Source organism: Microbacterium nymphoidis, from assembly GCF_021044885.1.
In the GTDB taxonomy this organism is placed as follows: Bacteria; Actinomycetota; Actinomycetes; order Actinomycetales; family Microbacteriaceae; genus Microbacterium; species Microbacterium nymphoidis.
This window is the reverse complement of sequence record NZ_JAJNOD010000008.1, coordinates 62,465-87,037: the sequence shown is the minus strand read 5'-3', so window position 1 is coordinate 87,037 and position 24,573 is coordinate 62,465. Positions and strand designations below refer to the sequence as shown.

Annotated in this window: 24 protein-coding genes; 12 read left to right on the top strand and 12 right to left on the bottom strand. The window is 69.4% G+C overall.

Annotation, left to right across the window (positions count from 1 at the left end; translation table 11 throughout):
- Nucleotides 1-45: 45 nt before the first annotated feature.
- Complete coding sequence (locus LQ566_RS16950; RefSeq protein WP_231092962.1) at nt 46-1,128, top strand: VanZ family protein; 1,083 nt, start codon at nt 46-48, stop codon at nt 1,126-1,128.
- Nucleotides 1,129-1,563: 435 nt separating this feature from the next.
- On the opposite strand, the gene LQ566_RS16945 is transcribed toward LQ566_RS16950, so the two are convergent.
- Both LQ566_RS16945 and LQ566_RS16940 read right to left on the bottom strand, forming a co-directional pair.
- A complete protein-coding gene (locus LQ566_RS16945; RefSeq protein ID WP_231092961.1) occupies nt 1,564-2,496 on the bottom strand; it encodes a leucine-rich repeat domain-containing protein in 933 nt (310 codons plus the stop codon).
- Between the two features lie 116 nt (nt 2,497-2,612).
- Nucleotides 2,613-4,262 carry an HNH endonuclease signature motif containing protein gene (locus LQ566_RS16940; protein ID WP_231092960.1) on the bottom strand — a complete coding sequence of 550 codons (1,650 nt, stop codon included), beginning with the start codon at nt 4,260-4,262 and terminating at the stop codon, nt 2,613-2,615.
- Between the two features lie 129 nt (nt 4,263-4,391).
- On the opposite strand from LQ566_RS16940, the gene LQ566_RS16935 reads away from it, so the two are divergent.
- Complete coding sequence (locus LQ566_RS16935; protein ID WP_231092959.1) at nt 4,392-4,742, top strand: VOC family protein; 351 nt, start codon at nt 4,392-4,394, stop codon at nt 4,740-4,742.
- Nucleotides 4,743-4,841: 99 nt separating this feature from the next.
- Here LQ566_RS16935 and LQ566_RS16930 read toward each other — a convergent pair whose 3' ends face one another.
- On the bottom strand, nt 4,842-5,846 hold the full coding sequence (locus LQ566_RS16930; RefSeq protein ID WP_231092958.1) for a LacI family DNA-binding transcriptional regulator: 1,005 nt from the start codon (nt 5,844-5,846) through the stop codon (nt 4,842-4,844).
- A 103-nt stretch (nt 5,847-5,949) separates the two neighbouring features.
- Between LQ566_RS16930 and LQ566_RS16925 the strand changes: the two genes are divergently transcribed.
- Both LQ566_RS16925 and LQ566_RS16920 read left to right on the top strand, forming a co-directional pair.
- Nucleotides 5,950-6,537 carry an RNA polymerase sigma factor gene (locus tag LQ566_RS16925; protein ID WP_231092957.1) on the top strand — a complete coding sequence of 196 codons (588 nt, stop codon included), beginning with the start codon at nt 5,950-5,952 and terminating at the stop codon, nt 6,535-6,537.
- On the top strand, nt 6,527-7,048 hold the full coding sequence (locus LQ566_RS16920) for a hypothetical protein (protein WP_231092956.1): 522 nt from the start codon (nt 6,527-6,529) through the stop codon (nt 7,046-7,048). The genes LQ566_RS16925 and LQ566_RS16920 overlap by 11 nt, the downstream gene beginning before the upstream one ends.
- Before the next feature lie 2 nt (nt 7,049-7,050).
- Here LQ566_RS16920 and LQ566_RS16915 read toward each other — a convergent pair whose 3' ends face one another.
- A complete protein-coding gene (locus LQ566_RS16915) occupies nt 7,051-7,554 on the bottom strand; it encodes a hypothetical protein (protein ID WP_231092955.1) in 504 nt (167 codons plus the stop codon).
- 57 nt (nt 7,555-7,611) lie between these two features.
- On the opposite strand from LQ566_RS16915, the gene LQ566_RS16910 reads away from it, so the two are divergent.
- The 3 genes from LQ566_RS16910 to proS all read left to right on the top strand — a co-directional run bounded on the left by LQ566_RS16910 (nt 7,612) and on the right by proS (nt 10,313).
- Complete coding sequence (locus tag LQ566_RS16910) at nt 7,612-8,376, top strand: aspartate dehydrogenase domain-containing protein (RefSeq protein ID WP_231092954.1); 765 nt, start codon at nt 7,612-7,614, stop codon at nt 8,374-8,376.
- A 48-nt stretch (nt 8,377-8,424) separates the two neighbouring features.
- Nucleotides 8,425-8,829, top strand: a complete 405-nt coding sequence (locus LQ566_RS16905) for a hypothetical protein (protein WP_231092953.1) — start codon at nt 8,425-8,427, stop codon at nt 8,827-8,829.
- A 65-nt stretch (nt 8,830-8,894) separates the two neighbouring features.
- Nucleotides 8,895-10,313, top strand: a complete 1,419-nt coding sequence (proS, locus tag LQ566_RS16900) for a proline--tRNA ligase (RefSeq protein ID WP_231092952.1) — start codon at nt 8,895-8,897, stop codon at nt 10,311-10,313.
- Nucleotides 10,314-10,379: 66 nt separating this feature from the next.
- Here proS and LQ566_RS16895 read toward each other — a convergent pair whose 3' ends face one another.
- From LQ566_RS16895 to LQ566_RS16885, 3 genes are read right to left on the bottom strand one after another with little or no spacing between them, the layout of a single operon-like run.
- On the bottom strand, nt 10,380-11,657 hold the full coding sequence (locus LQ566_RS16895; protein WP_231092951.1) for an MFS transporter: 1,278 nt from the start codon (nt 11,655-11,657) through the stop codon (nt 10,380-10,382).
- The gene (locus LQ566_RS16890; RefSeq protein ID WP_231092950.1) at nt 11,657-12,682 is read right to left on the bottom strand and encodes an alpha/beta hydrolase; all 1,026 of its coding nucleotides are present in this window, start codon (nt 12,680-12,682) and stop codon (nt 11,657-11,659) included. Before LQ566_RS16890 ends, LQ566_RS16895 begins: the two co-directional genes overlap by 1 nt.
- Nucleotides 12,679-13,701 carry an alpha/beta hydrolase gene (locus tag LQ566_RS16885; protein WP_231092949.1) on the bottom strand — a complete coding sequence of 341 codons (1,023 nt, stop codon included), beginning with the start codon at nt 13,699-13,701 and terminating at the stop codon, nt 12,679-12,681. Before LQ566_RS16885 ends, LQ566_RS16890 begins: the two co-directional genes overlap by 4 nt.
- 71 nt (nt 13,702-13,772) lie before the next feature.
- Here LQ566_RS16885 and LQ566_RS16880 point away from each other — a divergent pair, with 71 nt between their 5' ends.
- Nucleotides 13,773-14,756, top strand: coding sequence for a LacI family DNA-binding transcriptional regulator (locus LQ566_RS16880; RefSeq protein WP_231092948.1), 984 nt, complete (start codon nt 13,773-13,775; stop codon nt 14,754-14,756).
- Nucleotides 14,757-14,819: 63 nt separating this feature from the next.
- On the opposite strand, the gene LQ566_RS16875 is transcribed toward LQ566_RS16880, so the two are convergent.
- Nucleotides 14,820-16,493 (bottom strand): glycoside hydrolase family 13 protein, encoded by a 1,674-nt coding sequence (locus LQ566_RS16875; RefSeq protein WP_231092947.1) that lies wholly within the window; start codon nt 16,491-16,493, stop codon nt 14,820-14,822.
- 135 nt (nt 16,494-16,628) lie between these two features.
- Between LQ566_RS16875 and LQ566_RS16870 the strand changes: the two genes are divergently transcribed.
- Together LQ566_RS16870 and LQ566_RS16865 are read left to right on the top strand one after the other, a co-directional pair.
- Nucleotides 16,629-17,150 (top strand): adenine phosphoribosyltransferase, encoded by a 522-nt coding sequence (locus LQ566_RS16870; protein ID WP_231092946.1) that lies wholly within the window; start codon nt 16,629-16,631, stop codon nt 17,148-17,150.
- A 148-nt stretch (nt 17,151-17,298) separates the two neighbouring features.
- Entirely contained in the window at nt 17,299-17,640 is a 342-nt protein-coding gene (locus LQ566_RS16865) for an NINE protein (protein ID WP_231092945.1), read from the top strand.
- 71 nt (nt 17,641-17,711) lie between these two features.
- Here LQ566_RS16865 and LQ566_RS16860 read toward each other — a convergent pair whose 3' ends face one another.
- Complete coding sequence (locus tag LQ566_RS16860; protein ID WP_231092944.1) at nt 17,712-18,422, bottom strand: FadR/GntR family transcriptional regulator; 711 nt, start codon at nt 18,420-18,422, stop codon at nt 17,712-17,714.
- Between the two features lie 227 nt (nt 18,423-18,649).
- Here LQ566_RS16860 and hemQ point away from each other — a divergent pair, with 227 nt between their 5' ends.
- Nucleotides 18,650-19,357 carry a hydrogen peroxide-dependent heme synthase gene (hemQ, locus tag LQ566_RS16855; RefSeq protein ID WP_231092943.1) on the top strand — a complete coding sequence of 236 codons (708 nt, stop codon included), beginning with the start codon at nt 18,650-18,652 and terminating at the stop codon, nt 19,355-19,357.
- 69 nt (nt 19,358-19,426) lie between these two features.
- On the opposite strand, the gene LQ566_RS17740 is transcribed toward hemQ, so the two are convergent.
- From LQ566_RS17740 to LQ566_RS16840, 3 genes are all read right to left on the bottom strand, one after another.
- Nucleotides 19,427-22,705 (bottom strand): PKD domain-containing protein, encoded by a 3,279-nt coding sequence (locus LQ566_RS17740; protein ID WP_231092942.1) that lies wholly within the window; start codon nt 22,703-22,705, stop codon nt 19,427-19,429.
- 203 nt (nt 22,706-22,908) lie between these two features.
- A complete protein-coding gene (locus tag LQ566_RS16845; protein WP_231092941.1) occupies nt 22,909-23,103 on the bottom strand; it encodes a hypothetical protein in 195 nt (64 codons plus the stop codon).
- Between the two features lies 1 nt (nt 23,104).
- Entirely contained in the window at nt 23,105-24,040 is a 936-nt protein-coding gene (locus LQ566_RS16840) for an NAD(P)-dependent oxidoreductase (RefSeq protein WP_231092940.1), read from the bottom strand.
- Between the two features lie 82 nt (nt 24,041-24,122).
- On the opposite strand from LQ566_RS16840, the gene LQ566_RS16835 reads away from it, so the two are divergent.
- Nucleotides 24,123-24,554 carry a DUF1761 domain-containing protein gene (locus LQ566_RS16835; RefSeq protein ID WP_231092939.1) on the top strand — a complete coding sequence of 144 codons (432 nt, stop codon included), beginning with the start codon at nt 24,123-24,125 and terminating at the stop codon, nt 24,552-24,554.
- The last annotated feature ends 19 nt before the right edge of the window (nt 24,555-24,573 follow it).

Here is a 24,573-nt window from a genome sequence, read left to right as displayed (position 1 = left end):
CGGGCGACGCGGCGGCCGGGCCCGGCCAGCGAAGATGGATATGTCATGAGCAATCAACTTCTGTCCGGATTCATCGCACTCGGAGCGGGCGGACTGCTCGGCATCCTTCTCTTCGTCCCCTTCGTGGCACGGGTCTATCGTCGTCGCGGTCGGCTCACGGCGGGGATGTTCCTGCTGTGGTCGGCGGCGCTGGTGTACTTCTGGGCGATCTGGACCTACACGCTGTTGCCACTTCCCGACGGGCCGATCGAGTACTGCGCCGGGGCGATCCTCAATCCGATGGACGCGGTCCACGACGTGCAGAAGGCCATCGGGGAGGGCGGGAACGTTCTGCTCAGCGCGGCTGTGCTGCAGCTGGCCTTGAACGTCTTGCTGTTCGTGCCGCTCGGGTTCTTCATCCGGGTGCTCGCGGGCCGCGGCATCGTCCTCGCCACTGCCGTCGGCTTCGGGGTGTCCTTGTTCATCGAGCTGACTCAGCTCACGGGTGTGTGGGGTGTCTACTCGTGCGCCTACCGCTTCTTCGACGTCGCGGACCTGATCACCAACACGGCCGGGGCGTTCATCGGAGCGGCGATCGGGCTCGTGATCCCGGCTCGCCTGCGGGGCGGCCGGGAGCTGCCGGGTGCCGATCTGCCGCGGCCCGTGACGCGGGGGCGGCGTCTGCTGGCGATGGTCTGCGATGCGCTGTCGTTCTGGGTGATCGGCGCCGGTGCGGCGGTGGCGATGCAGCTGGCCTTCTCGCTGCTGAACGGTCACCGGGTCACCGAGGCGCAGACGGTGATCTCCTCGACCGTTGCGAACGTCCTGCCGCTCGTGCTCTGGACGGTCCTCATCCTCGCCACCGGCCGATCCGTCGGCGACCACAGTGTTCAGCTGGCCTATCGCGGTCCGGGCAAGGAGTTCCCGTCGCGCGTGCTGCGTCTGCTGTCGGGAATCTCGGGTGCCGCGCTGCTGGCGCTGATCCCCGGGGCGGGCGAGCTGCTCTCCGGTGCGTTCTGGCTGGTGACTCTCATCCTCACGTTCACGACGGATGGCCGCGGTCTTCCCGGCCTGCTGATGGGTCGCCCGCTCGTCGATGCTCGCGAGCGGAGTGCCGAGCGGCCTGCGCGGATCACGCACGCCGCGTAACTGCCACCCCGGATCCCGGTGACGCAGTGCACACCCGATGTGCACATATGTCGGGTGAGGCACGACTCTGCGCCCGGCGAACCGTGGAGCGCTCACGAGCGCGCCCACCGGCAGCGGTTCGGGAGAGTTCGGTGCAGGTCGGGATTCGCGGCGGGCACCGTGGGCGTCGTGGCGGGATGAGTCCCGTACGGGCCGGGATTCGCGGCGGGTGCCGTGTGGTTCGTGGTTCGTGGTTCGTGGTGAGTCCGGTGCAGGGCGTGATTCGCGGCGGGCGCCGGGGGGTTCGTGGTTCGGCGGATGTTCGGTGCAGTCGGGATTCGCGGCGGGCGCCGGGTGATTCGTGGTTCGGCGTATGTTCGGTGCAGTCGGGATTCGCGGCCGGTGCCGTGCGCGTCGTGGCGGGATGAGTCCGGTACGGGTCGTGGTGGGGGTGGCTCAGTACACCTCGTACACGAGGTCCGGCTGGCGCAGTAGGTCGTGGTCGAAGACGACGCCGACTTCGAGCGCGCCAGCGGGCGACTCTCCCGCGTCGAAGCCCAGTTGCACGGACCCGTCGGTGCGGAAGGTGATGGAGACGAGCGGGATGCCGGCGTCTTCGCCCGGGTGGGTCTCTTCGAGCAGAAGACGGGCCTGCGCCGTGAGACTCCGCAGCGCGGCGAGCGCGCGGCCCAGCGGGGCGCGCAGCCCGTCGAGCACAGCAGGGTCGGAGGTGGCGACCGTGATCAGGACGTCCACACCGTCGATGCGGCGTGTGCGCTCGAAATCCGCACCACACACGGAGGAGAACGTCCCCGCCCGCCCGAGGCTCACTGCCACCGGTGTGATCGGGTTGCCGCTGTATCCGGCGTGCTCCAGATGCGGGACGACCGAAAGATCCAGTTCGGTGAGGAGATTGTCCTCGCAGTGCAGGCGGCGCAGCTCCGGCACGAGACGGAGGTCAAGAGCAGTCAGCGCGTTACCGAAGCATCGCAGATCCCGCAGGTGAGGCACGGGAGACAGATCCAGCTCGGCGAGTCCCGCGCTGTCGCACCGCAGCTCCCGGAGCCCACCCACCGGGCTCAGATCGAGAGAGCTCAGCGGGTTGCGTCCCACCGCCAGTGAGATGAGGTGGGGAGTGGCCGACAGGTCGATGCGGGTGAGTGCGTTGTCGCTGGCGATGAGCTCTTCGAGGGCTCCTGCCCCCGTGAGATCCAGAGACTCCAAGCCCAGCCCCCACACCTCGAGCCTCCGCAGCCGCGGCAGCTCATCAAACCCGGAGAGCGACGTCACTGCCGAATCGGGGTCGAGATCGCGCGCACCGATCGCCAGTTCCGTCAGTTCCTGGGCGTGTGCGGGGGAGACACCTGCGACCTCTCGCACGTTGGTCATGACCCTATGCTCTCCTGACCGTGCCGCTGAGTCGAGGCGCATGCGGCGTAGCGGGCTTCGTGTCGCGCACCTGTGAAGGTATATGGTGCGTGGTCTTCTCGGGCGGGCGCTGGGCGTCACCACGGGGGCGTGCCATCCGTCGTTTCCGTGGCCGCGTGCGCACGCCCGGCCGAGAGGTCGGCACTGAACGCGACCGTGCGGGGTTGAGGCGTATCGATATAGCGGTAGCCGAGCGGCGTGACGAACTCCAGGACCCCTCCCGGCCGTGGAATGATCGTCCACCCGGCGCTCGTCTTGAGCGTGTGGTGCCTTCGGCACAGCGGGGCCAGATTCGCAACGTCGGTCTTGCCTCCGTGGGCCCAATCTCGGTTGTGGTCGATATCGGTGCGCCGGACAGGAACGCGGCAGCCAGGATGCCGACAGTGCTGATCGCGATGGGCGAGAAAACGCTTCATCTCCGCGGTCGGACGATACCGATCCGTTCCCAGCACGGCCCCGGAGACGGGATGCGTGAGCACGCGGTCCCACCCGGCCTCACCCCCGGCGAGAAGACGGGCGGTATCCGCGTCGATAGGAACCGCGCCGTCGAGCTCCGCGCCCTCGTCACCTCGGCCGGCCAGCGTCAGGACCGGAATCGTGACGGCGATCGTGGCGCGGATCGCTCCGATCCCGGTGCTCACACTTGTAGGCGCAGACGTGAGCAGGAGGTCGGCGAGAAGATCGGCGCGCATCTGATCCGCTGTGCGAGCATCGGTGGCACCTCCGGCATCGGTATGACCGGACTCGCTGAGCTCCGCAGGGGTGCCGAACCCATCGGCGCCACCGAGCTCAGCCCACTTGTCCGAACCATTCGGCTCACCGAGCTCACCGAGCTCACCGAACCGACCAGGTCCGCCGTGCTCCTGGGGCCCGCGCTGCTCATGGGGCTCGTCGTGCTCGTGGGGCCCGCCGTGCTCGTGGGGCCCACGGGGCTCGCGGTGCTCGCGGTGCTCACCGGGTCCACCCGCGCCACCGGAGCCGACGTCGCCACCTCCGCCGAGGACCGCCGTGCGGCGCGCGCCCCGAAGCTCGTGCGCCATCTGATCCAGCCGATCCTTCACCCCATGAGCGAGCACGGACGGCAGAAGAGCGTGCAGGGTCGACATGCCGTCGCGGTCATCGGTGATCCATACCGCTCGCGACTGACGCGCGATCCGGTGGCGCTCGGTGATCCCAGAAGCCTGCACCTCTTCGGCAACGCGCGCCAGCATGCCCCGCAGGCGATTCGGCGACTCGACCCGCGCCAGCGCGAGTGCCCGCACTACATACTCGTCGCGGATGGCGCCGGGCTCGGTGTGTGCTCCGTGGTCCAGGATCACCCGCACATGCGATGCGGTGACCTCACCCTCGGCGAGCGCCGCGTGCACCTGCGGAAAACCGTGCACGAGCTGATGCGCGTCGGACATCCGGCGCTGAATCGTACGATCGCTCACGCGGATGGCGGCACCGACTTCGGCGGCGAGGGATCGCAGTTCCAGATCAGTGTCGGACGACCTGCCGGACGCGCCCGACAGTGCGACGAGGTCAGCGAGCAACGTCGCTTCCCGCGCATCGTCAGCGGCCCGCGAGCGGGTGACCGCCACGATCGCATCGATAGAGGCGCGCCTGACTCGAGCGCCGGCATCACCTGGTGACGATTCCGCGCGGCGGAAGCCTGCAGCCGCGGCCGGCGGTGGCCATCGCCGACCGCGGCCGGGGGCTGGTCTGCCAGAGAACCTATCCGCCATATGTTCTAATTTCATACCCTAATACTCCCGGAGAGCAGGGAACAAAAGTACGAAACATGGATGAGTGTGGATAACTCAGACGTCTCGCGACCGGCGCGGTGGCCGAGTCGGCGGACGTAGCATGACGCCATGACGGTGACAGGAATCGGCGGGGTGTTCTTCCGGAGCCGGGATCCCCAGGCGCGCTCCGCCTGGTATCGGCAGCACCTCGGCATCGCCGCGGGCGAGGATGCGGCGTGGACGCAGGAAGCCGGCATGACCGTGTTCGCACCTTTCCCGCAGGACAGCGACTACTTCGACGCCGACCAGCCGTTCATGCTGAACCTGCGCGTGACCGATCTGACTGCGCTGGTGGTGCGTCTGCGGGCCGCAGGGATCGAGGTAGAGACGCGGGACGAGTGGGTGACCGATTTCGGCCGTTTCGCCCGCCTGCGTGATCCCGAGGGGCTGCCGATCGAGCTGTGGGAACTGGCGCCGTGACCGAAGGCGCGTCCTTCACTGCTGACCCGCGAGTTCTTCGCGATCCGGGGTTGCCGTTCGGCCCGTGACCGAGCGGGGAGGACAGCGCCAGCGCCAGCGTCAGCGCCGCAGATGCCCGGTGCTCTCGCGCACGGTGAGCACCGGGGTGGGGCCCGCCTCTCCGGGCAGTGCCACGTCACTGTCGATCTGCCGCAGCAGCAGTCGCGCGGCGCGTTCGCCCAGTTCGAACGTGTCGCGGGTCATCGCGGTGAGCGACGGTCGTACCAGCGCGGCGATCACCGAGTCGTCGAAACTCGCCAGTGACACGTCGCGGGGGACGCCCACCCCCACCTCCTGAGCCACCCGAAGCCCGGCGACGGCCATCACATCGTTGTCGTACACGATGGCGCTCGGGCGGTCGATCGGCTGCAGCAGCTCGCGCGTCACTTCACCGGCCGCGGCGGGCGAGAAATCGGTGTTGATCGTCCTTCCGCCGACGAGCCGCTCCAGCACCCCGGCGCGCAGTCGCGTGTGCTCCAGCGCCGCAGGACCGGCGACATAGGCGATGCGGGTGTGACCCAGAGCCGCGAGATGGCCGAAGAGGGTGGTCGCTGTCTCGGTGTCATCGACCCACACCGCAGACGTGGCCCGGACATGTGAGCCGACGAGCACGGCCGGCATCTGCAGGTGATGGAGGGCCTGGACGCGCGGATCATCGCCCAAGGGATCGATGACCAGGACCCCGTCCACCTGGTGCGCGGCGTGCCACTGCCGATGTGTTTCGAGCTCGTCATCCAGACTCGACACGAGGCGCAGCTGCAGACCCGCTCGGCCATCGCTGAGGCCCTGCTGAATCCCCGCGATCAGGTCGGTGAAGAACGCTTCGGTACCCAGCGACCGCGCGGGCCGGTTGAGCGCCAGGCCCACCGCGTTCGCGCGAGCGCCGACCAGCGAGCGCGCCACCTGCGAGGGGCGCCAGTGCTGCTCCCTCGCGACCCGCAGGATGCGTGCACGCGTCTCCTCGCTCACCCCGGGCTTGCCGTTGAGCGCGAACGAGACCGCACCAGGGGACACGCCGGCGATCCGGGCGATGTCCGTGATGGTCACGCGCTTCGCGGCTGCCATGGTTTCACTGTACGTGACTGCTCCGCGGCGTGATCCGTCCCGGGCCGAGGGGCGGTGCCGCTCATCATTTGCTTCCCCGGAGGCGCCTTCGTACGCTGGATCGGTGCAGGGGGATTCGGACGCGGCGCTGTGGCTTGCAGCGACATCGGGTTCTCAACGTGCCTTCGTCGAGATCTTCGACCGCTACCGCCGGCGCGTGCTGGCGGCCGCGTTCCGCCAGACGGATTCCTTCGATCTCGCCGAGGAAGCGACAGCTGTCGTCTTCCTGGAGCTCTGGCGGCTGCGCAAGAAGGTGCGCATCGTCGATGACTCACTTCTGCCCTGGCTCTTCGTGGTCACCACCAACGTCTGCCGCAACCTCACCCGCTCCAAGCGCCGGTACGGCGCGATGCTGGCGAAGCTTCCCCCGAGTATGGACGAACCGGACGTGGCCGACGGCGTCGACGAGGATGTGAGTCGCGAGGAAACGCGACGACGCGTGCGGCAGGCCCTCGCATCGCTGGATGCGCGCGATCAGGTGGTTGTTCAGCTGGTGCTGCTGGAGGAGTACTCGATCGTCGACGCGGCCTCGGCGCTGGCGTTGCCCGTCGGGACCGTGAAGTCGCGGCTGTACCGTGCGCGCGATCGACTGCGAACCATTTTGACTCCTGCGGACATACCTTGGAGAGAGGAGGCTGCGGATGAACGATGAGAGGGACATCTCTCCCGCCCGACTGACGGCGATGCGCGAGGCGCTCGCCGCGCACGTCGCCTCCGAGCCTGTCCGCGCGCACCGCACGCGCCGGCGCCGGGTCATCATCGGTTCGGTGCTCTCCCTGGTCGCCGTAGGCGGCGTGGCCGTCGCCGGACTGCGGGTGCTGGCACCCGCAGAACTTGCGGATACCTCGATCGCGATGTGCGCCAGTGAGGCCAAACGAAACGCGGATGGCGGATTCAACGGCGGTGAGGTCGCGATGTCGGGACCATTCAACCCAGGGGTTCGCAGCGATGTGCTCGAGCTGTGCACCCGGATGTGGGAGGAGGGGACATACGAACCCGACTACGATCCGTTGTCCCTACCCCCCGAAGTGCCCTTCCCGGTACCACCCCTCACGGTGTGCGTCGCACCGAATGGGACGGCCGTCGTCGTCCCCTCGGATGCACCAGAGATCTGCACGGCCCTCCAGCTGGCACCGGTTGCCGCCACGTCGAGCCCTCGCTGAAATCAGAGCGGACGGAAGATCAGTGATCGTGCCGTGCCGACCACGGACCCCAGCGCATTGCACGTCGGTGTGCACGTGACGGAGTTGCCGCCGTAATTCGCCGCGCTGTACACCCGCACGCTGCACCCCGCCCCCGTGATCGACCGCATCCCGGTGACCCAGTCGGAGGCGAGAGAGGCGAAACCGTATGTCGTGCCGGCGCACGTGCCGGTGCCCCAGAACGCGAGGCTCGATCCGGTGAGATTCGTGCCCTTGTACGCGGTTCCGAGCTTCACCGAGCCCGAACCGGCGCGGCGCTGGGTGAGCGTCTGAGCGGAGACATAGCCGTCTCTTTCAGCCTCGGTGGCGAAGCAGACGATGTCCTCCCCGGAGACGGACTCGTCGGCGGAGGCGATGACCTCCACTGCGCAGTGTTCGACGACGGGCGTCGCCCAGGCGGGGTCGGCGGGACTGATGGCGGAAGCGGCGATCACCGTGGCGGTGACGAGCGCGGATGCGATGGACATTGTTCTCCTCGGGGTCGTGGCGCCGCAGACGCGCTGCTCGTACGCGAGGATGGAGCGATGACGCGCTTGCGGATCGGATTCCTCGGCGGCGGCAACATCGCCCGCACGGTGCGGGACGAACTCGCCTCGCGACCGTATGACGTGGTGGGAACGTTCGGACGCGGTGACGTGATCGCAGACGACCTGGACCTGCTGGTCGAAGCCGCCACGCAGCGCGCCGTCGAGGAGCGCCTGGTGCCGATCATCGCACGGGGTACCGACGTTCTCCTCCTCTCCATCGGCGCCCTCGCCGATCCCCTTCTCCGTCGGCGACTGACCGGTGGCCCCGGGCAGCTCATCGCGTGCACGGGAGCGATCGGCGGGCTCGATCAGGTGCGCGCGCTGCGGCTGGGCGGCGCGCTCCGTGAGGTCACCATCGAGAGCAGGAAGCTCCCGGCCACGCTCATCCAGCCGTGGATGGATGACGCGCTGCGCCAGCGGCTGGAGTCGGGACAGGAGGAGATCATGCTGGACGACGATCTCGCCACCGCCGTGACGCGGCGGTTTCCGGCGTCCGCCAATGTCGCCGCTGCCGTGGCCCTCGCGGCCGACGCGTGGGACAGTGCGACCGCACGGGTGGTGGCTGACCCCACGGCGGCACGCACCCGTCACACGATTCACGCGGCGGGTGAGCTGGGGGAGGTGACCGTGACGGTGACCAACGAGCCCTCGCCCGAGCGGCCGCGATCGAGCGCCGTCGTCGCCCGTGCGGTGGTGCGCGCGATCGACGACTACGCGCGACTGCGGGGGTTCGACGCCGTCGCAGGCGTTGTGGTTCTCTGACGCGATCGGGCGGAACCGCCCGATCGGCAGCACGCGTACGATGCGGACATGAGCTGGGACGTCATCATCATGCGCATGCCGGAGAACATCCGTACGACGGCAGATCTCCAGGCCCTGACCGAACCGATCCCGGACATCCCGCTGGGCACGGTTGCCCAGGTGCGCGAGCACGTCGTCGCGGTGTTCCCCGAAACGGAGTGGACGGAACACCCGCTGGGGATCTGGAACGGCACCCCGGGGAGCATCGAGTTCCGGCTCGGTACGGGGAGGGGCGACCAGGCGACGTCTATGCTCATGCTCTCGATCCGAGCCGACGACAGCATCGTCCCGACGGTCGTGGCGCTGGCCGCGCGACTCGGGGCCACGGCCGTCGAGACCGGGAGCGGCGGGCTCCTGACGGACGCGAGCGGGATCCGGAGATGGCGGGAGATGCGAGAGCAGGAGCTGGGGTGAGGTGACCCAGCCCGCGGCCGGGATCCGAATGCGGGGCGCGGGCGGCACACCGGTACCCTGGGTACGTGGCTGAACGACAGAAGATTCTCGCATCGATCGAGAACGACTTTCCCCAGTGGTACCAGGACATCCTCGAGAAGGCGCAGCTCGCGGACAACGGCCCGGTGCGCGGCACCATGGTCATGCGACCGTACTCCTACGCGATGTGGGAGGGAATGCAGTCCGCGATGGACGCGCGCATCAAGGCCACCGGTGCGGAGAACGTCTACCTGCCACTGTTCATCCCGCAGTCCTACCTGGAGCGCGAAGCCGAGCACGTCGAGGGCTTCAGCCCCGAACTCGCCGTGGTCACCCACGCCGGCGGCAAGGAGCTGACCGAGCCCGTCGTCGTCCGCCCCACCAGCGAGACGCTGTTCGGCGAGGTCATGGCCAAGTGGATCCAGTCGCACCGCGATCTGCCCATGCTGCTGAACCAGTGGGCCAATGTGGTGCGGTGGGAGATGCGTCCGCGCGTCTTCCTGCGCACCACGGAGTTCCTCTGGCAGGAGGGCCACACCGCCCACGCCACGCGTGAAGACGCCGCGAACTACGCGCGCCGGATCCACCTGGACGTGTACAAGGACTTCCTGGAGAACGTGCTCGCGATCCCGGTGCTGCCCGGTTTCAAGACCGCGTCCGAACGATTCGCGGGAGCCATCAACACCATGACCTGCGAGGCCATGATGGGCGACGGCAAGGCGCTGCAGATGGCCACCTCGCACGAGCTGGGGCAGAACTTCGCCAACGCGTTCGGCATCACCTTCTCCGACACCGACGGTGTCGCGCAGACTGCCTGGACCACGTCATGGGGCTCGTCCACGCGCATGATGGGCGGGCTCATCATGTCGCACGGCGACGACGCCGGTCTCATCCTCCCGCCGCGTATCGCGCCGCACCAGGTGGTGGTGATCGTCGTGAAGGACGACGAGCGCACCATCGAGGCCGCCCGCACCATCGTGGCCGACCTCACGGCGGCCGGCGTGCGCGCAAAGCTGGACGATCGCACGCAGACCGGTTTCGGCCGGCGCGCTACGGAGTGGGAGCTCAAGGGTGTTCCGGTCCGCGTGGAGGTGGGACCCCGCGACCTCGACGCCGAGCAGATCACCTTCGCCCGCCGCGACCAGGGCGGAAAGCAGCAGCTTCCGCTCGCGGACGTGGCCACGCGTCTTCCCGCGCTTCTCGACGAGATCCAGGCGGACATGTTCGCCGCAGCTCAGAAGCGTCTCGAGGAGCGCACGAAGCACGTGTCCACGATCGAGGAGGCGCGTGAGGCGGCACAGACCGGCTTCGCCGTCATCGACTGGGCCGTGCTCGGCGAGGCCGGCGAGAAGGAGCTGAACAAGGACGCCATCACGGTGCGCTGCCTGCGCACCCGCGACGGCAACATGCCCGACCCGCACAACCCCGAGACCGACCTGGTCGCGATCGTCGCCCGCGCGTACTGATCACGAACGCCACGATGCCCGCCCCGGAGACGGGGCGGGCATCGTCGTGTTCGGGGATGGGGCGGCTCAGCGCACCGAGCGGATCGGCAGCACGCACAGCCCGCCGATGACGCCGTAGAGGATCGCCGCACCGAGGAGGGCGGTGTAGTTCGAGCCGGTGCCCCCGATCGCCAGTGTGGGAACCGCCAGCACCGGGACGATGAACTGCGGCAGCTGATAGGACAGCGCCACGATGCCCAGATCCTTACCGGCGTCCTGGAAGTGGGGGAGCACCTCGGTCATCAGCGCCACATCGACCGACACGTACGCTCCCTGGGCGGCGCCGACGAGCGCCAACGCCATGAGGAAGACGGTTTGATCCGGCGCGAACATCGCGATGACGAGCCCGCCGACCGAGAACAGGCAGGAGATCCAGATCACCGGCTTACGACGCCCCGTGCGATCCGAGATCCAGCCGAACAGCACGGTCGTGACCAGCCCGCACAGGGTGAAGACGATGAGCCCCGTCGCCTGCACCGCAGACGCCTCCTCCTTGGGAACGCCCAGGCGATCCATGATGAAGAAGAGCAGGTAGGTGGCCACGGAGAAGATCGACATGGTGACGAACAGCCGGCACAGGAACGCCCAGAAGAAGTCGGGATACCGGCGCGGGCTCAGCCAATAGGTACCGAGCACATCGCTCCAGCGCCAGGGGGCCGGTCGCTCGGTGCGGACGATGTCACGCAGCCCGAAGAACAGCAGTCCCGACAGCACGCCGCCGAGCATGCCGGGGACGGCGAACCACAGCCAGCGCTGGTCGTTGGGCAGCGCCGCGACGATCTGCGACCCGACGATCAGCGCGAGGCTGTTCGCGGCTCCCGCGATGCCGGAAACCCGCGCGCGGATCCGGCCCGGGATCTGGTCGGCGAGCAGCGCGTGGACAGCGGCGTTGGTGGCGCCGAAGCCGATCTGGACCACCACCCAGCCCAGCACGATGCTCCAGAGGCCGGTCGCGGCCGCCAGCAGGAACACTCCGATCAGGCCGATCACCGCGCCACCGAGGATCCACGGTCGCCGCACCCCGAGGCGGGACATGGTCCGATCGCTCAGTCTGCCGAACAGCGGCGTGACGATGATCACCACGATGCCGCCGATGGCGGTGGTGATCGACAGGTTCACCTCCTTGGTCGCGTCGTCGAGGAAGGCGAAGGCCTTCGGGATCGCCGCGCTGCCGAGCGTGGACAGCACCAGGTTGATGCCGAACCAGCTGAGCACGAACAGCGGGAGGAAGGAGCGCGGCTGCTTCGAACCCGGAATCTCGGGTCCGAGGGCTGTGGGAACGGGTGGTGCGGGGGTCGCGGACATCATCGTCCTTTCGGGATCGGGTGCGGAAGGTGGGTGAGGTAGGCGGTGGCGAGCTCGTGCGCGAAGCGACGCTGCCAGACGCGCGCGGCCTCCCAGCGCGCGGTCAGTCCGGGTGTTCCGTGGAGATGACCGGCGCCCACGCGAACGACGACAGGGACGCCGGCGGAGCGGAGGGCAGCGGCGTAAGCGAGCGCGCCGTCGCGGAGCGGATCGTGCTCGGCCACCAGGATGAGCGCCGGGGCGAGTTCGTGCAGGTCATCGGCGTGGAGCGGGAAGGCGTCCTCGGGATCGGCCGTCCCGACGTAGAGCCGAGCGACCTCCTCCGCATCGTCGAGGCCGAAACCGGTCGAGTACAGCTCCCACGATTCCCCCAGCGGTTCGGCGCTGGCGGGGAGCACTTCGAGCGCCTGGTGATGGACGCTCACGCCCTCATCGCGCAGGCGTTGTGCGGCCACCGCGGTGATCGCCGCTCCCGCGGAGTTACCGCCGATGCCGAGTCTCGCCGCGTCGATCCCCAGCTCGCCGGCGCGTGTCGCGGCGTCCCGGAACGCGGCCACGGCGTCGTGGACGGCGGCGGGATAGGGATGTTCGGGGGCGAGCCGGTACTCCAGTGAGAGGATCTGCACGCCCGACGCCAGAGCCAGCGCTGCGCTCAGCCGGTCGTTGAGCGTTTCATCGATGGTGCCTCCGACGAAGCCGCCGCCATGGCACCACAGGATCGTGGGGCGGGCTGCGGGCCCCGCCACGGGCCGGAAACGGCGCGCCCGCAGCGATCCCTCGCCGCCGTGAACGGTGACGTCGTCGATCTCGACCCCGGCCGGGATCGGCTCGGTGAACTCCGCGGCGAGCGCGTCGCTCAGCGCGAGCGCGGCGACGCGGCGGCGCCTCGCATCCGGCGAGGCCAGGTCGGGGAGATCATCCCGCAGAGCGGCGATGCGCCCGGCGCACTCGGCGATCACCGGATCGAGACTCAGCACGGCGGGGTCGAAACCGACCTGATCCCGGGGCTCGGGTTCGGGGCTCATGCCGCGTCCGCCGAGGGTTCCGGTGCGTCGTCGTGCAGGGTGCGCAGGCGAGCGATGACCGCACGATGCGCCTCCGCGGCCGCGGGGATGAAGCGGTTCCAGCCGAGTGAGGTGTGCGTCTGTCCCACGTAGCGCACCACGCTCACCGGCACCCCGGCAGCGGAGAGCGCGCGGGCGTATGCCTCACCGTCACCGCGGAGCGGGTCCAGCTCGGACGTGCAGATCCACGCCGCGGGCAGCCCCGTGTGTGAACGCGCCAGGATCGGTGACGCGAGCGGGCTGCGCGCCGCCCCTGGCCTGCCGCCGAGATACTGCCGCACCAGCCGGCGGCCCACGCGCCGGACGATCACACCGGGAATCGCCGCGGTGAGTCCCGCCATGTCGGCGTGACCCATCGTGAGATCCACCACCGGGTTCTCCAGGAGCTGGAGCCGGATCGGGCGATTGTTGCGCTCGCGGTTGAGGAGCGTCGTCACAGCGGCGAGGTTGCCCCCGGAGGATCCGCCGCCCACGGCGATCCGTGCCGGCGAGCCCCCCAGCTCGCCGGCATGCTCGTGAACCCATTCCAGCGCGCTCCAGCACTGCTCCGGCTGTGCCGGGAAGCGCACCTCCGGGGCACGCGAGTAGTCGGCCGCGACGATGATCACTCCCGCGTCGCGGGCGCGCTCGCGGAACCGGGCGTCCCACGAGACCCAGTCGATGCCGCCGATGGTGAATCCCCCGCCGTAGAAGTACAGCAGGATCGGCAGCTCGGCCCCGGGTTCGGCACGGAGTGCGCTCGGCCAGTAGACGCGAACGCGCACATCCGGGTGATCGGCCACCGGTACGACGTGCTCCTCGGTGGCCACGTCGAGGATCGCGATGTCGAGCGCGTCACACATCCTCGCGTCGTTCTCCTGCGCCACGCGGCGCCGGCCCGCCGCGCTTCGCGGCTCCCGCTCCAGCAGTGGTGCGATGCGGCGCTCGAACGCGGTGACGGCGGTGTCCACCGCGGGTCGTCGAAATGATCGCTTCGGCATGGGTACTCCTTCGTGTGGAACGATTGTGATTCATCGAAGAACTTCGATGAATCATCGAATCGAGGAGCGTCATGCGCGGGAATCCGGGGCGGGTGACCATCTACGACGTGGCCGAGCGGGCGGGCGTCAGCATCTCCACGGTGTCGCTCGTGGTGAATGCGCCCCACCGCGTCTCACCCGCCACGCGGGAGCGGATCGTCGCGGCGGCCACCGAACTCGGCTACCGGATGACCCCCGGTCGCCGGATCGGAGCCACCCGCATCGCGGTGGCTGCACCGTTCACCGCGCATCCGTCGTACCTGCGACGGCTGTCGGGAATGCTGCTGCGAGCGCGCTCCGCCGCGGCCGACATCATCCCGTACGACATCGATTCCGCGGCCAGTGCCGCATCCCCGCTCCTGGAGACGCTGCCCGTGCGCACCGATGCCGCGGGTCTCGTCCTGATGGGTGTGCCGCTGGGCGGGGCCGCCCGCCGCGCCAGTCGTACCGCCCGCGTCCCCGTGGTCCACGTAGACGTCGTGCCCACAGGGCGCACCGCCGTGGACGGACCGGTGGTGCTGGTGGACGACCGTCGCGGCGGCGATCTCCTCGGCACGCATCTCGCCGGCCTCGGACACCGCAGCTTCGGCTTTGTCCACGATGTCCAGGTCTCGCCCGCCTATGTGTCATCCGGCATGCTCCGCGCCGAGGGGCTGGCCCAGCACGGCCACGTGCGCGCCTACCCGGCGGCGTCCGGTTCGGATGTGTCCGAAGCCGTGCGGCGGGCCGCTGCCGACGGCTGCACGGCCATCGTCGCGGGCCATGATCAGCTGGCGGCGTCCGTGCTCGGGACGTTGCGGGCGGAGCCCCACCTGCGTTCGCTGTCGGTGGTCGGCTACGACGACGGAGATCTGGCCCAGGCCCTCGATCTCACCACCGTGCGCCAGCCGCTGGAGGAGACCGGACGTGTGGCCCTGGAGCTCGCGCTCGGCATCGTGTCCACGGGGGCGGCGAGGGGCGGCGTCACCCGCCTGGAGCCCGAGCTCGTCGTGCGCGACTCCACACGGCCCGCGTAAGAGGTCGCACGCACGCACGAAGCGCCCGTCCGTTCCCGCAACGGACGGGCGCTTCGCATCAGGTCAGGCGTGGAGCCAGACCGTGACGTCGGTGGGGACCTTCGCCTGGTTCTCCGCGGTCACCAGGAGGGGCTCGGAGGAGAGGATCACCCGCGCGGCGTCGACGAGCAGCTCATCCGCGCCGAAGTTCACGACCACCTCGACGTCGGCGTTGGTGAGCGACAGCAGCGTGGCGCTGCCGGTCTCCTTCCACGTGAGCGTGCCGGATCCGAGGCCGTGCGCGCGGCGTTCGGTCAGCAGGTTCTTGTAGAGCTCGAGCGTGGAGGCGTCGTCCTTCTCCTCGACGGAGCGGGCGTACTCGACGAACTCCGGGGGCTGGGGGAGCCAGCTCTCGCCCGTCGTGCTGAAACCGAACGCGGGGGCGTCGGGCTCCCACGGGATCGGTACGCGGCACCCGTCGCGGCCGTATCGCTCGCCGTTCGTGCGGAAGAACGACGGGTCCTGACGAGCCTCGTCGGGGAGGTCGATCACCTCGGGGAGGCCGAGCTCCTCGCCCTGGTAGAGGTACGCGGAGCCGGGGAGTGCCAGCATCAGCGTCGTGGCCGCGCGTGCACGACGTAGGCCCAGAGCCGCATCCGGGCGGGGACCGGGCGTATTCGGGCCGATGCCTGCACCCTGTGCGTTCTCGAACTCGACGGCGAGGCGGGTGGCGTGACGGACCACGTCGTGGTTGGACAGCACCCAGGTGGAGGGGGCGCCGACACTGTTGAACGCACGCAGCGACTCGGTGATCACCTCGCGCTGTGCGTCGGCGTTCCAGCCCGCGTACATGTAGAGGAAGTTGAACGCCTGGTGCATCTCATCGCTTCGCACCCACAGTGCGGTCTCGTCGAGCGTGGGCAGCCACGCCTCCGCGCACAGCACGCGGTCGCCCTCGTACTCCGCGAGGACGTTGTGCCAGTCCCGGTAGATCTCGTGAACGCCCTCCTGGCCCCAGTACGGCACCGGTTCGTGACCGCCCATCGAGTCGCCGTCCGCCGGCGGGGTGTAGTCCGGAAGTCCCTCGGCCTTCACGAGGCCGTGCGCCACATCGACCCGGAAGCCGTCGGCGCCGCGGTCGAGCCAGAAGCGGAGCACGCTGCGGAACTCCTCGCGCACCTCCTCGTTGCTCCAGTCGAAGTCGGGCTGGCTGCTGTCGAAGATGTGGAGGTACCACTGGCCGGGGGTGCCGTCAGCCTCGGTGACCCGGGTCCAGGCGCGACCGCCGAACACCGACTCCCAGTTGTTCGGCGGAAGCTCGCCGTTCTCCCCCTTTCCGTCCCGGAAGATGTATCGCGCGCGCTCGATCGAGCCGGGGCCTGCGGCCAGTGCGGCCTGGAACCAGGCATGGTCGGAGGAGGAGTGGTTTGGGACGAGGTCGACGATGAGCTTGATGCCGCGCTCGTGGGCGGCCGCGAGCATCGCGTCGAAGTCGGCGAGCGAGCCGAACAGCGGGTCGACGTCACGGTAGTCCGCGACGTCGTAGCCGGCATCGCGCTGCGGGCTCACCATGAACGGGCTGAGCCAGAGGGCATCGACGCCGAGCTGGGCAAGCGCGTCCATGCGGCTCTCGATGCCGGGCAGGTCGCCGATGCCATCGCCCGAAGCATCGGCGAAGGAGCGCGGATAGATCTGGTAGATGACGGCGGTGCGCCACCACTCGGAACCGGTGGCGGCGTGCTCGGGCGAGGTGCTCATGCGCACCACCGTAGTGCACGTACCCCGGAATGCGAGGGTCGCCGCTCCCAGACTTCGAATCGATTCGATGACGATGATCGTCACGGCGGCACATCCGGGCGCGCTTCTCAGGTGCAGCGAGTATCGTGGTTGCACGTGACTTCCGTCGAACTGGACCGCGCGTTCTCCCTCATCCGCCTCACGCAGGACTTCCCCCAGCCGGGAATCCTCTTCCGTGACATCGCTCCGCTTCTCGCGGACGCGCGAGCGTTCCGGACCACGATCGACGCGCTGATCGAACCCTTCGCTGGGCAGTTCGATCTGGTCGCGGGCGTCGAGGCGCGAGGCTTCGTGCTCGCCGGGGCCGCCGCGGCCATCGCGGGAACCGGAGTGCTGCCGATCCGCAAGGCGGGCAAGACGCCTCAGCCCGCCGCGCAGGTGACATACGACCTGGAGTACGGCACCGCGACCATCGAGGTGGGCGCGGACATCCCCGCCGGTGCACGCGTGCTCGTCGTCGACGATGTCCTCGCCACGGGCGGCACCCTGCATGCGGCGCACGGTGTGGTCGAGCAGCTGGGCGGCATCGTCGCCGGTACGGCGGTGCTGCTGGAGATCGAGGGTCTCGGCGGACGTGCCGCGCTCGGCGAGAAGTCGGTGCACGCCGTCTTCGCCTGAGCCGCGTTCGCCGGACGACGGGCCCCTCCGCTGCCGGAGGGGCCCGTCGTGCTATGAACCGTCTCGCCGGGGCTGTACACTCGCGGGTGCTGTGCACCTGCCACGGGCCCGCGCACAGCCTCGGGGCCCACGCCTGATCGGACACCTCATGTCTGCCCCTCAACACCCCGGCCAGAAGTCCTTCGTCGTCACCTGGCTGCTCTCGTGGCTGCTCGGTGGTCTCGGTATCGACCGCTTCTACCTCGGAAAGATCGGCACCGGAATCCTCAAGCTGATCACCATCGGCGGTCTTGGCCTGTGGTGGATCATCGATCTCATCATCACGCTCGCCGGGTCGCAGCGAGACAAGCAGGGTGCCCCGCTGGCCGGCTACCTGGAGAACCGCAAGGTCGCCTGGATCGTCACCGGCATCTTCTTCGTCATCGGTCTGCTGAGCGGCGGCATCAGCGGTGCGCTGGGTCTGCTGACGTTCGGCGTCTACGGCAACTGATAGCGCTTCATTGCGCGCACATGGCCCCTATCCCGCGCGGATAGGGGCCATGTGCGCGCTGTGAAAAGGAGTCAGTCCTCAGAACGCAGCGAGGCCAGCTCGGTCATCACCGGTGACTCCTGCAGGGTGCGCAGCTGTGTGTCGACGTGCAGCGCCATCAGGTGCGCTGCCGCAGCGACATCGCGCGCACGGATCGCCGTCAGTAGCCGGTCGTGATCGGCCAGCATCACCACGGGATCCACGTCGCCCGCGATCCGGTCGCCGAGCCCGGACGAATCCAGCGCCATCGAGAGGTTCTGCACGAGGTCGAAGAGCAGCCGATTGCCTGAGGCCTGCGCGATCACTCCGTGGAACAGGGAGCACCGCACCGATCCGGTGCCTTCGCGCACCGTCTCCATCTCCGCGGCGATGGTCGACTCCATCGTCTCCAGCAGGGGAGCGGTCCAGTTCGCGGCCGCCGTCTGTGCTGCTTCGACGTCCAGTGCACGGCGGATTCCGACGAGCTCGGCCGGGTGGTAGGCCGCCAGCGCATCGAGCAACAGGGAGGGTGCGGGCGTCAGTGAACGCACGAACGTGCCGCGCGCGGTCAGGGTCTCGACCATGCCGAGCGTGGCGAGCGAGCGCACCGCCTCACGCACCGTCGATCGGCCGACGTTCAGCTCTTCGATCAGCTCGGGTTCGGTGGGGATCCGAGAACCCACGGGCCACTCGCCAGACGAGATCCGCGCTTTCAGGCGTGCGAGGGTCTGGCGCGCCAGAGCGCTGCCGGACGGCTGTGACATGGGGACCTCCTCCCGTGATTCAACCACACCTACAGGGTGACTGAAGGACGGGTGGATCATCAGATGAAGAGCTTCATCTGATGATAGGTTGAGGGGTGCTCGACCTCAGCAGAGCGCGGCGAGGATCTCGTCCCCGCCACCGTCGGCATCTCGGCCGGCTGTCACGCCCGGCGCGGGACCGGCGTCGCCGTGACGGCGACGGTGAAGACTGAGACAGAGGAGACAGCATGAGCGAAAACACCACCCCCACCCGCCCCGTGGTCGATCACTCGGCGGTGGCCGACGCCGTCAACGCTTCCACGGTGTTCACGATGTACGCGGCCTTCACCGCCACCCGTTCCGGCGACGGCACCGCCGCCGATGTGGTGCGCGCGCTGGAGTCGTCTGCGGACGACGTGACGCTGCGCGGCACCTACGACGTCTCCGGCTTCCGCGCGGACGCCGAGGTGCTCGTCTGGTGGCACGGACCGACGGTGGAGAACCTGCAGGCTGCGTATCGCGCAGTCATCGACGCCGCCGGCGGCGCGCTTGACCCCGTGTGGTCGGTGGTGGGCGTGCACCGCACAGCCGAGTTCAACCGCGGACACGTGCCCGCCTTCCTCGCCGGGGATGCCCCCCGCGGGTACATCTGTCTGTACCCGTTCGTCCGCTCGTACGAGTGGTACCTCCTGCCCGACGCCGAGCGGGCAGGACTGCTGCGCGAGCACGGCGCGGCCGCGCGGGATTACGGCGATGTGCTCGCCAACACCGTCGCGGCCTTCGGCCTGGGCGACTACGAGTGGCTGCTGTCGTTCGAAGCGGACGAACTCGTGCGCATCGTCGACCTCATGCGCGAGCTGCGTGCGACGGGCGCCCGCCGCCACGTGCGGGAGGAGATCCCGTTCTTCACCGGTCCGCGTGTGGATCCGGCGGAGCTGTTCCCCCGATTCCTCTGAGGCCGGTGCCCCTCATCGGGTGCCGGCGGCGTTGCACGCCCGCGCCCGATGAAGTCCCCCTCCAAGGCCTCAGCGTGCGGCGCCGGTCGCCTGGAAGTCGCTGATGCTCAGGACGATGCGTGGCGCCGTGGTCGACGCGGACAGGGTCCCCTTCAGGCCCACCCATCCGGCGGTCTGCATGCCGTCGGTGCCGTCGCTGCCGCTGAGCTGCCAGTCGGCCGGCTCCGACGACCCGTCGCGCCAGAGCTTCGCCGCCGCGGCTGTGGGGCCACCGCCTGACACCCGCAGGCGCACATGGAGAGCCTCGCCCGCTCGATATGTGCCGGGCAGGACGAGCCCGGCGCCGGCGATGGACACCTCGTCGCGCAGGAGATACAGCCGCACCGTGCCACCCGCCTCGATGCGCACCCGCGCCTGGTAGCTGCCGGCCGTCGTCTGGCGCCCGATCACACTGAGGGACACCGCGCCGGCACCCGTGGGCACCGCATCGGCGGAGAACGTGGTCTCGACGGTCGTGGAAGCGGAGGTCGCCTGCGTCAGTGTCGCTGTTCTCGTCCACGAGGGCCTCAGCTCGATCCGTCCGGCATCACCGCTCACCGAGAAGTCACCGTCGCCTCCCCGCAGCAGCCAGGGGCCGCCGACGACGGCGGAACCCCACGATGCGGACGCCGTCCGGGCGAAGTCGTCGCGGGCGATGATCTCCGCCGGGGGGTCCGCAAGGACGGACACCAACTGGGAGACCGCGTTGGTCGCACCGGCGGCGTCGGTCACCGTCAGCGTCACGGTGTACTGCCCCGGTTGCGCATAGGTGTGCTGAGCCGTCGATCCCGATCCGCTCGTGCCGTCCCCGAAGTCCCACAGGTACTGCCGGATGGCACCCTCCGCATCGGTGGAGGCCGCGGCATCGAAGGACGCGGTCAGAGCGTCGGTGCTGCTGCTGAACGCGGCTCGCGGTGCGGTGTTCCCGTTCGGCGATCCGAGCGGGCGGCCATCGGTGACCGAGTAGTCGTCGAAGCGCACGGTGGTTACCGGGACGGTCGACAGCGAACTGGAGGAGCCTCCGAGGCCGATGGCACCGGCTGCCTGGAGCGCGGGGGTGGTGTCGGTGGCGGTGATCTGCCACTGGGACGGTTCCGCGGCGTCAGCGGCCCAGACCTTCGCGCTCAGCTGTGTCGGTGCGGTACCCCGCGCACTCACCGCGACGAGCACATCGGTGCCCGGCGTGTAGCCGGTGAGGACAACGCTCTTACCGCCCAGAAGCGTCTCGCCCTGTAGCAGGTACAGCCGCACGACGCCGCCGGGCTCGAACCGCACCCGAGCCGAGTACCCGGCAGAGCCGACCACCCGGGCGTGGACGTTGGCACTGACGACGCCACCCTCGGAGGCCCGGTCGACGCTGACGCGCACCCGCGTGATGCTGTCGCTGGTCTGTACCGAATCCAGCAGCGCGCCGCGCGTCTGACCGGGCGCCAGCGCGATGTTCGCCGTGCTGTCGGCCATGCTGAACTCACCCGCTCCACCGCTCGTGAGCCAGCGTCCGCCGATGGCGGCCACGCCCCAGCCGGTCGACTCCGTCCGGCTGAATCCGTCGGCTGCGATGACGTTCTGCTCGGTGCTGTCGGTGCTGCTGACGGTGATCGCGGTCCAGTCGCTCGCGGTGCTGTTGCCGTGGACATCGCTGACGACGACCCGGTACTCCTGCACGGATCCGGCCGGGCGGCCCTGATCGCGGTAGCTGAGCACCGGACGGTTCCAGCGGGTGGAGGCTGCCGAGGTGGTGAACAGCGGCGCGGACTCCCCGCGGCGCTCGACCGCGTAGGTGAGCGATGCGTCGTCCGGGTCATAGTTGCTCGTCCAGGTGAGGACCACCTCGCCCCGCAACGCGCTGGCAGCGTGGACGCCGTAGGCCCCGCCGGTGACGACCGGGCCCTGCTTGTTCGGGGCGACCCGTGAGCTCGCGAACCGGACCAGCCCCTGCTGCGGCGTGCCCTGCACGGCCGGGAACTCGCCGCCGTACACCACATACCCGTCACCGGCCGCGACGCTCCACGTCGCCTGCTCCTGCCCGGTGAAGGATCCGGGCGTGAAGGTCGGGTACCAGTGTCGCAGGGTCGGTGCCGGCTGTCCCTCGTAGGAGAGGTACGTGGGCACCTGGTTGGCGGTCAGGGTGCGTCCGCTGGCGTTCATCGAGAAGGCGAGCGCATGGGTGTGGAAGAGCGGGTCCTCATCCGGGAAGCCTCCCGGAACAGTGGCGCAGGCGTGCGTGTGACCCGCGCGGTACATGAGTCCGTCGCTCAGCGCCACGTCGTACACATCGCCGTGGCAGTCCTCCATCGTGATGATGCTGCCGTCCGTCCAGGCCGCACGGAAGGTACCCTCCATTCCTCCGCCGTCGAACGAGTACGTCGTGCCGTAGACGCTGGTCTCATCGGAGGTCACCCCCATGAAACCCGCTGCGGATCCGGCATTGTGGATGAGGGAGTTCATCGCCCACGGCACCGTGGCACCCGTCGACGCGTCCAGCGCAGCGATGCCGCGCCCCGGGTTGGTCGAACCGTTCGCGGCCTCGAAGCTGCCGCCGACGACGATCTTCGAACGGTCGGGGGAGACGGCGATGCTCCGGCCCACTCCGTCGCCGGTGAGGGTCGCATCGAAGGGGAGCACCTTGCCCGTCAGCGTGCTGGCGGCACCGACCCGGGCGTGCGGCTTGTTGTTGATCGTGCTGAATCCGCCCGTCAGATAGAGCGTGTCCGCGGTTGCGGCCAGGCCGTACACCGTCGCATTGGCGCCGATGCTGAGCGGTGAGACGGCGCCACTCGCGGTGTCGAGCGCAGCGACCCGGTAGCGCGGCTGCGTGCCCACCTGCGTGAACGCCCCGCCCAAGTACAGCGTGCGCCCGTCGGGCGACGCGGTCAGCGCGTAGACGGCGCCGTTGACCGGAACGTCGAAGCCCGGATCCAGCTCACCCGTGGTCAGCCGGTAGCGCAGCAGATTCGCGCGCGGCGTCTCTCCGGTTCCCGGAGCCGCGCCCGCCGGTCGTGCGCTGCTGAACCGGCCTGCGGCATACACCCAGTCGCCCACGATGGCCTGCGTCCAGACGACCCCGTCGATCTGCACCGTCGGAAGCGGGTCCGCGGTCACGGTGGGAGCGAGTGCATCGCTCACCGCTGCGCCGGCATCCACCGCAGCGTTCACGGATGCCTGTGCACCTTGCCACGCGACCGCCGGCTGCGCGGCGGAAGCGGGAAGGGCGGCGAGGACCGCTGAGAGCACGATGGCCAGCGCGGCGATCACAGGCGTGCCCGGCCGCCATCCCCGACGGCGCGACGAAGAGATTCCGTGAGCCACGCGGCTCCTCCCTGGTGCGCCCGGTCGTCTCGTCGAGTTCGAGAAGGGGCGGTGGACGCACCGCGGACGCGACGATAGCGGGTTTCCCGGGGCTCCCGCGGTTGCGGCCTCCCGGACTGTGGACAGACGGTGGCGTCTGCGGTGCCGGCGCTCAGATGGCACTGCTGTACCCGGTCACACGCGGTCGCGATCGGGCGGAGACGCTAGCGCTCGTTGCCCCGCCTGTAGTTGCCCGTCGCGCGCTGGAGCAGCGCCTGATCGTTCTCATCCGAGTCGCCCAGCCGGGCCAGCAGCCGGCGAGCGTCCGCCCCGCCGACGACCGTCACGAGTGTGCCGCCGCGGGTGATTCGCACGGTGGTGCCGGCTTCTGTCCACGCGAAGGGGACGTAGGTGCTCACGTCAGCTGGAGTAGACCACGTTGCGGGCGTCCTCGCCGTCCAGCATCCGCGTGATCTGGTCGGCCACGAGCTGGGCGATGCGCGGCTGCATGGCAGCCGACGCACCGCCAACGTGCGGGGAGATCAGCACGCCGGGAGCGGACCACAGCGGGTGATCCGCCGGCAGCGGCTCGGGCTCCGTCACGTCGAGCGCGGCGAGGATCCGCTCACGGCGCAGGTGATCCACCAGCGCGTCCGTGTCGATGATCGGGCCGCGTCCGACGTTGACCACCAGCGCGCCGTCGGGAAGCGCCGACAGCACGGCGTCGTCGATGAGGCCCCGGGTGTCTGGGGTGTCGGGCAGCGTGACGATGAGGACGTCGGCGGTCGGCAGCAGCTCCGCGAGCTCGCTCATCGCGTGCACCTCGCGGCCGTCCTCGACGCGCGCGGACGATGCGACCGGCACCACCTCGACCTCGAACGGGTCCAGCCGCGCCGCGGTCGCCTTACCGACGCCGCCGTACCCGAGCAGCAGCACGCGGCAGTCGGCCAGTCCGTTCGCGAACCTGCCCCGCCACTCGTGCGCGTCCTGCTGACGCACGTACTGGGGCAGGCGTCGTTGCACGGCGAGGGTGAGTGCGAGGGCGAGCTCCGCGGTGGCCGTCTCGTGCACGCTGGCGGCATTGGCGAAGACGTGACCGGCGGGCAGGTGGTGGGGAACGTCGTCCCAGCCGATGGACTGGCTCTGCACCAGGCGCGTCGTCACGTCCGCGAGGCGGGGGAGGGCGTCGCGCGCCGACATGTACGGCGGCACCACGATGTCGATGCGCTGGCGGGGCGTGGGATCGGTCATGTCCCACACGAACAGATCGATCGCTGCGATCTGCTCCGGGGTGAGTCGTGCACGCACGTCCCGCTCGAGTCGTTCGGTGGGCACGGACACGCTCAGCTTCGACATGATTCGACCCTATTCCGATTCCGCCCCCGACAGCACCGGGTGATCGCTATGCTCGCGTCATCCCGATCCGAGGAGAACGAGCATGGTCCCTGAAATCAACTACTGGAGCGTGATCCTGGCGACGCTGTCGACCATGATCGTCGGCAGCGTCTGGTACACCCCGAAAGTGTTCGGAACGAAGTGGATGGCGCTGGCCAAGGTCGACCCCCATCGCGAGGGAGCGAGCGCCGTGACGCCCATCCTCGTCACCGTCGTGGTGAGCTTCATCACCTCCTGGGTGCTGGCTGGCTCGACCACCATCGCGTGGCACTTCTACGAGGGCAGCTACCTGGTGTCGGCCCTCGTCACCGGCGTGCTGCTGTGGGCTGGGTTCACCGCCGCGCGCTTCATCACCCACGATGCGTTCGAGGGGCGGCCGCCGGCGCTGACGGTCATGAACGTGATGCACGAGCTGGTGACGGTGGTGGTCATGGCCGTGATCATCGGCGTCTGGCCGCCCGCCGGCACCGTCTGAACGACGAACGGCCCTGCCG